Genomic DNA, 5,941 nt, shown 5'->3' on the forward strand with positions numbered 1-5,941 from the left:
AGGTGGACCCGTCGACACTGACCTTCAGGTCAGCCGCCGTCGAGGTGAACGCCGCGACCGGAGCGGTGTTCGCACGCGTGGCTGCCGGGGAGGCGTTGTAGTGCGCCTTGACCTGGGCGGCGGTCAGTGCGCTCGGGTAGACCGCAGCCTCGTCGAGCTGGCCGGCCAGGTAGTAGCTGTTCCCGCCCCAGGAGCTGTCGCCACCGACCCGCCAGTAGCCGTCGTAGGCCTGGCTGGAGGTCTGGGGGTTGCTGCCGACCAGGGTGCCGTCGACGTAGAGCACCATGCCGTTGACCGTGTCCTGGCTGGCCACCATGTGGTGCCAGGTGCCGTTGTTGTAGGCCGTCGAGCTGGTGATGGTGTTCAGCTGGCCGGTGTAGACCCCGAAGGTCAGCTGGCCGGAGTTCTCCATGTAGACGTGCCGGTCGTAGTTGTTGGAGTTTCCGCTCTGCTGGTTACCGAACCCGATCAGCTTGCCACCGTTGGTGGTCGTGGTCTTGAACCAGATCTCCTCGGAGTAGGTCGTCGGGTTGGAGAACCTGGTGGCCGTGGCCACGGTGCCGTTCGCGCCGTCGAAGGTGGCGGCGGTGCCGGGCGCGACGTCGGAGCTGGTGCCGAGGGTCACGCCACCGGACACGACGCCGCCGGTCCGGCTCGGCGAGGAGTCGGCGACGGTCGAGCCGCCGGTCTCGTTCAGCCGCCAGTAGAACGACGGGTCGTCGTTGTAGACGGCCTTGCCGTACGCGTCGGTCGGGGCCGCCGGCACGTCGACCGTACGGCCGCTCTTCGTGTAGTGGTCGCGGACCTGGGCGGTGCTCAGCGCGGTCGGGTAGATCGCGACGTCGTCGATGGTGCCGGCGATGTCAAAGCTGGACGGCTGGTTGGTCCAGCCGTTGATGTTGTCCCCGCCGACCCGCCAGTACCCGGTGAACCCCTGACCCGTGGTGGTGCCCGCGTCTGAGCCCTGCAGCAGGCCGTCGACGTAGAGCTTCATGCCCGCGCTCGAGAGCGACGCCACGACGTGGTGGTACTGGCCGTCGTTGTAGGTGCCGCTGCTGGTCACGGTCCGTACGCCACCGGGGTAGACCCCGAAGGTGAGGTGGCCGGAGTCGTCCAGGTAGACGTGGCGGTCGTAGCCGCCGCTGTAGCCGCTCTGGTTGGCGCCGAAGCCGAGGATCTTGCCGCCGCTGGTCGACGTGGTGGAAAACCACGCCTCGGCGGAGAAGGTGTCGCTCGAGGGCTCGGAGCTGCTCGAGCCGGCCTCGCCGTTCGCGGTGCCGTTGAAGGTCGCCGCGGTGTCGGGCGAGCCGGAGATCGCGCCGGCGGCGCCGTTGGTCACGCCACTGCCGAGCACGAGGTCGTTACCGCCGGCCCAGTCGACCGACTTGGTCTGACCAGCAGCCTCGTTCAGCCGCCAGTAGTGGGTGGCGCCGTCGTTGGTCACCGCCTGGGCGTACGCACTGTTGTCGACCACCGCGGCGCCGGCGGTGATGGTGCTCGTGCCGCCCTTCATGGTGTTGCCGCTCGGGTCGGTCGCTGTGACGTAGTAGCTGTAGGACTTGCCGCTGGTCAGGCCGGTGTCGGTGAAGACCTGCGTCGGCCGGCTCCAGAAGTAGGAGGTGGCCGTCTGGGTGAGGACCGGTGCGGTCGTCCCGCTGCGGTAGAGCTTGTAGGTCAGCGTGGCGTCGTCACGGTCGATGTTGGAGAGCCAGGAGACGCGGACCGAGGAGCCGGAGATGCCGCGCAGGGTCGGCGCGCTCTCGACGGTCTTGCCGGACGGGCCCACCTTGTTGGGGGCGATCGAGGGCACCGCGAAGCGGACGAGGCCCTGTTGGGCGGTGCCGTTGACCGTCGGGAACTCCCCGCCCTGCACGACGTACTCGCTGGTGGCCTCGGTGGTCCAGCCACCCTGGCCCTGCCCGGTGTAGGTGCCGGACGCCACGTCGGGGTACCAGTTGATGATCGAGGAGGACGGCTGGCCCTGGAAGTTGGCGTAGCCGCCGGCGTTGTTCGGGCCGGTCGTGGTGGTCGCGTTGAGGGTGAAGGCGTTCGCGCGCTGCCAGCGGTTCCGCGGGTTGGTGTCGGGGAAGCCGTTCATGTTGGTGCAGTCGTGGTGGTGGCTGACGGTGTAGACGACTCCGTTGGCCGGGGACACGTCGTAGGTGTCGCCGTGGCAGTCGGCCATGGTCTTGATCGCCCCCGTCGTCGGGTCGGCCTCGAACATGCCCTCGAAGTTGCCGGTACCGCCGAACCAGTAGCCGGTGCCGTAGATGTTCGTGTCGTCGGCGCGCAGGCTGTAGATGGAGGCCGAGGTTCCGTAGTCCTGGATGGCCTGGTTGGCGGCGAAGGGGTAGAGCGTGCCGGTCGACGCGTCGAGCGAGCCCAGGCCCGGGGTGAAGGAGCCGTTCACGTTGGCGAAGGCACCGCCGACGATCAGCCGGGACTTGTCCGGGGTCAGCGTCATCGCCTGCACGGTGCTGTCGGCGGTAGGTGCCCACGCCAGGGTCGCCCCGTTGGTGGGGCTGACCGCGGCGAGCCGGGTGCGGCTGACGCCGTTCATGGTGGTGAAGAAGCCACCGAGGTAGACCGCGGAGCTGCTGACCGCGATCGAGAAGACGTCGGAGCCGGCGGTCGGGGCGAAGGAGGAGACGAGCGAGCCGTCGGAGGTGTTGAAGGCCGCCACGCGGCTGCGGCTGAGGCCGTTCACCTGGGTGAACGAGCCGACGATGTAGAGCCGCGACTTGTCCGGCGAGACCGCCATCGCGCGGATGCGGCCGTTCACGTTGGGCGCGAAGCCCGTGTTCAGGACGCCCGTACGCAGGTTGTAGGACAGCAGGTTGTTGCGGGGAACGGTGTTCACGCCGGCCGCCGCGCCCGCGGGACGAGCGGTGGTGAACTGGCCGCCGGCGTAGACGGTGTCACCGACGATCGCCTGGTCCCAGGCGACGCCGTTGATCTGCGTGGTGGGCAGGGCGTCGGCGGTCACCCCCGTGGTGGCGTTGCGGTCGACCACGTTGTACGTGGGGTCCGAGGCTGCGGCGGAGGCCGGCGCATCGGCCAGGACGACCAGCCCGGCGGCCAGCACAGCGGTGGACAGCAGGCTGGTGAAGCCGCGTCGGACGAGCAGAGGCGCAAACGCCATGAAGTTATCCCCGAGAGAGAGTGATGTGGACGCAGTTCCCAACCCCCGTGGGGAGCCGCAGGAGAAGAATATGGAAGGCTCGAGAGCCCCACAAACGCTCGTTACCGAACCGTGGCCAAACCCGTTTCCGCTTTCGGGAACAAACGGAACGACACCACCCTCCTAGCCGCGGCGGTATTCGGTGACGTCGCGGCCGAGTGTGCCGACGAGCATTCCGGCCCCGCGGTAGACCAGCCGCCAGCCTCGTGCCTGCCAGGTCAGCCGGCCGGTCAGCCGGCCCACCAGGGCCTGGCCGGCCCCGGCCAGCACCCGGCCGGCCGCGATCACCGCGAGGCGTAGCCGGAGCGTCCGGCCGCCTGCGGCGAAGCCCAGCGCGACCCGGGTGGTCACCGCGCCGTGGCTGTACGCGCGCCGCAGCACCCAGCGCCGGTCCATCCGTTCCGGCGGGATGTGGTCGATGACCTCGGCCTCGGCGCACCACAGCAGGGAGTGACCACTGCGGGTCAGGGTCTCGGTGAGGAGGGTGTCCTCGCCGCCGCGCAGACCGAGGCTGCGGTCGAAGGTGAGACCGAGATCACGCAGCACATGCACGTCGAGGAGCAGGTTTGCCGACGAGGCCGCCGGTACGGGGGTACCGGTCGCGTACTGCCGGCGGCGGAAGAAGCCGCCCGCCTCGATCCAGGGGTCGGTCTCACCGGCGTAGGTCGGCGACACCCGGCCCACCACGCCTGCCGGCCGGCCGCGCTCGGCCCAGGTGCCGACCAGGGCGGTGAGCCAGCCCGGCCGCGGCTCCTCGTCGTCGTCGATGAAGACGAGCAGGTCCGCCGCGGCCGCCTCGGTGACGGCCCGGGCGCGGCCGTTGGCGATGCCCGGGACCTCCTCGTGCACGTAGCGCACCCGGGGGGCCAGGGGCGCCACCACCGCGGCGGCGTCCGCCGCCGGGTCGTTGTCGACCACGACGACCGTGGTGGCGTAGTCCCCGGCCGCGTCCAGCTCCTCGGCCTGGGCCACCAGCTGGGGCAGCAGCGCGCGCAGCTGTTCGGTCCGGCGGTAGGTGAGCACGGCCACCACGACCGCGACGGGGACGTCCTGGAGCGGTGCGGTCACAGTGTCCTCCGGGGTCTCGTCCGAGCACTCAGAGCCGAACGGGTCGGCTTCAGCCAAGCACGCGACGCACCACCCCCGGTGCCTCGGTCGCCCTACGACCCGGCCCGTGACGCCGGGCCGGACGGTCAGATCGATTACCATATCCGACGACACCGGGTCCGGGTCCTGGTGGGACACGGTCCAGGCCGCCCCCGTTCCGGGTCTCCGCACACGGACTGTCCGCTCGAGAGGTGCTTTTCCGCCATGACGCTTGCCTCCCCCATCCGGCTGCTGCTGCGACATTGGCTCTTCATCGGGCTGGTCACGCTGCTCGCTGGGGCCGGGGTCTACGCGTACTCCACCACCCGGCAAGCGCAGTACACCGCCACCGCGTCCGAGTACTTCACGGTGAGCGTCGGGCAGTCGGCCGCTGAGCTGGCGCAGGGCTCGAACTACGTGCAGGACCAGATGGCATCCTTCGGCCAGCTGGCCACCTCGCCCTCGGTGCTCAACCCGGTGATCGACGACCTGGGCCTGCAGACCACCGTCAAGCAGCTCGCCCGGACCGTCACCGTGTCCACGCCCCGCAACACCGTCGTGATGCAGATCAACGCGACCGACCCCGACCCCGCCCGCGCGGCGGCGATCGCCAACGGCGTCGGCAGCCAGCTCAGCAACGCCGTCGACTCCGTGGGGCCGAAGCTGCCGAACGGCAAGTCGTTGGTGGGCGTCCAGTCGATCCAGACTGCGCTGCCGCCGACCGTCCAGTCCTCGCCCAACACCCGCCGCGACGCCGCCCTCGGGCTGCTCATCGGGCTGCTGCTGGCCAGCGGGCTGGTGCTGCTGCGCAACCGCCTGGACAGCCGGGTCCGGACGCCCGCAGCGCTGGCCGAGATCACCGAGGAGCCGTTGCTGGGTACCGTCCGGCAGGCGGGCAACCTGGCGAAGGGCGGTCTGGTGGTCGCGAGCGACGCCCAGAGCGGCAGCGCCGAGGATCTGCGGAACCTGCGCTCCAACCTCGAACAGCTTGCTCTCGGCCGGTCCAGCTTTGCCGTGGCCGTCACGTCCTCGGTGCGTCTCGAGGGCCGCTCCACCATCGCCGCCAACCTCGCCGCCGCCCTGGCCGAGGCCGGCCACCAGGTCGTCCTGGTCGACGCCGACCTGCGCCGGCCGCGGGTCGCCGAGCTCACGGGCACCAAGGCCGACTCCGGGCTGCTGGGCGCGATCACCACCCCGGGCGACCCGAGCGGCACCATCCAGCACGTGGAGCGCGGCGGCTTCGACGTGCTGACCACCGGCGGCTCCCACGCCAACCCGACCGAGCTGCTCTCCTCCGACGCCCTGGCCACGCTGGTCACCTCGTTGCGGGAGCGGTACGCGTTCGTCGTCATCGACACCCCGGCGATCCTCGCCGTCTCCGACGTGACCTCGCTGCGGAGCGAGGTGGACGGCGCCCTGGTGGTCGCCGACGCCACCACCGTCCGTCGCCCCCAGCTCGCTAACGCCCTCACCAGGGCCGGTACGGGCGGCCTGAAGGTCCTCGGTGTCGTGCTGAACGAGGTCGCCTCGTACGAGATGCCGAAGACCGGCTATCCCCGCACCTCCGGTCGACGCGCCAAGCGCTGACCTGTCTGCGGGAGAAGAAACCCGCCGTCTCGCTAGCCCGGCGCTTTCACGCAGTGAATCCTGAATGGGTGTTGATCAACTAGAAAG

3 protein-coding genes are annotated in these 5,941 nt (G+C 70.3%); 1 reads left to right on the forward strand and 2 read right to left on the reverse strand.

Annotation, left to right across the window (positions count from 1 at the left end; all coding sequences use genetic code 11):
• Both ACFE76_RS03455 and ACFE76_RS03460 read right to left on the reverse strand, forming a co-directional pair.
• Positions 1-3,142, reverse strand: a 3,142-nt coding sequence (locus tag ACFE76_RS03455) for a LamG domain-containing protein (RefSeq protein ID WP_375430335.1), incomplete at its 3' end; no start/stop codon positions are given.
• A 162-nt stretch (positions 3,143-3,304) separates the two neighbouring features.
• Positions 3,305-4,249 (reverse strand): glycosyltransferase family 2 protein, encoded by a 945-nt coding sequence (locus ACFE76_RS03460; protein WP_375430336.1) that lies wholly within the window; start codon positions 4,247-4,249, stop codon positions 3,305-3,307.
• Positions 4,250-4,492: 243 nt separating this feature from the next.
• On the opposite strand from ACFE76_RS03460, the gene ACFE76_RS03465 reads away from it, so the two are divergent.
• Positions 4,493-5,854, forward strand: a complete 1,362-nt coding sequence (locus tag ACFE76_RS03465; RefSeq protein WP_375430337.1) for a polysaccharide biosynthesis tyrosine autokinase — start codon at positions 4,493-4,495, stop codon at positions 5,852-5,854.
• The last annotated feature ends 87 nt before the right edge of the window (positions 5,855-5,941 follow it).

It is taken from the genome of uncultured Friedmanniella sp. (assembly GCF_964244005.1).
Taxonomy (GTDB): domain Bacteria; phylum Actinomycetota; class Actinomycetes; order Propionibacteriales; family Propionibacteriaceae; genus Microlunatus.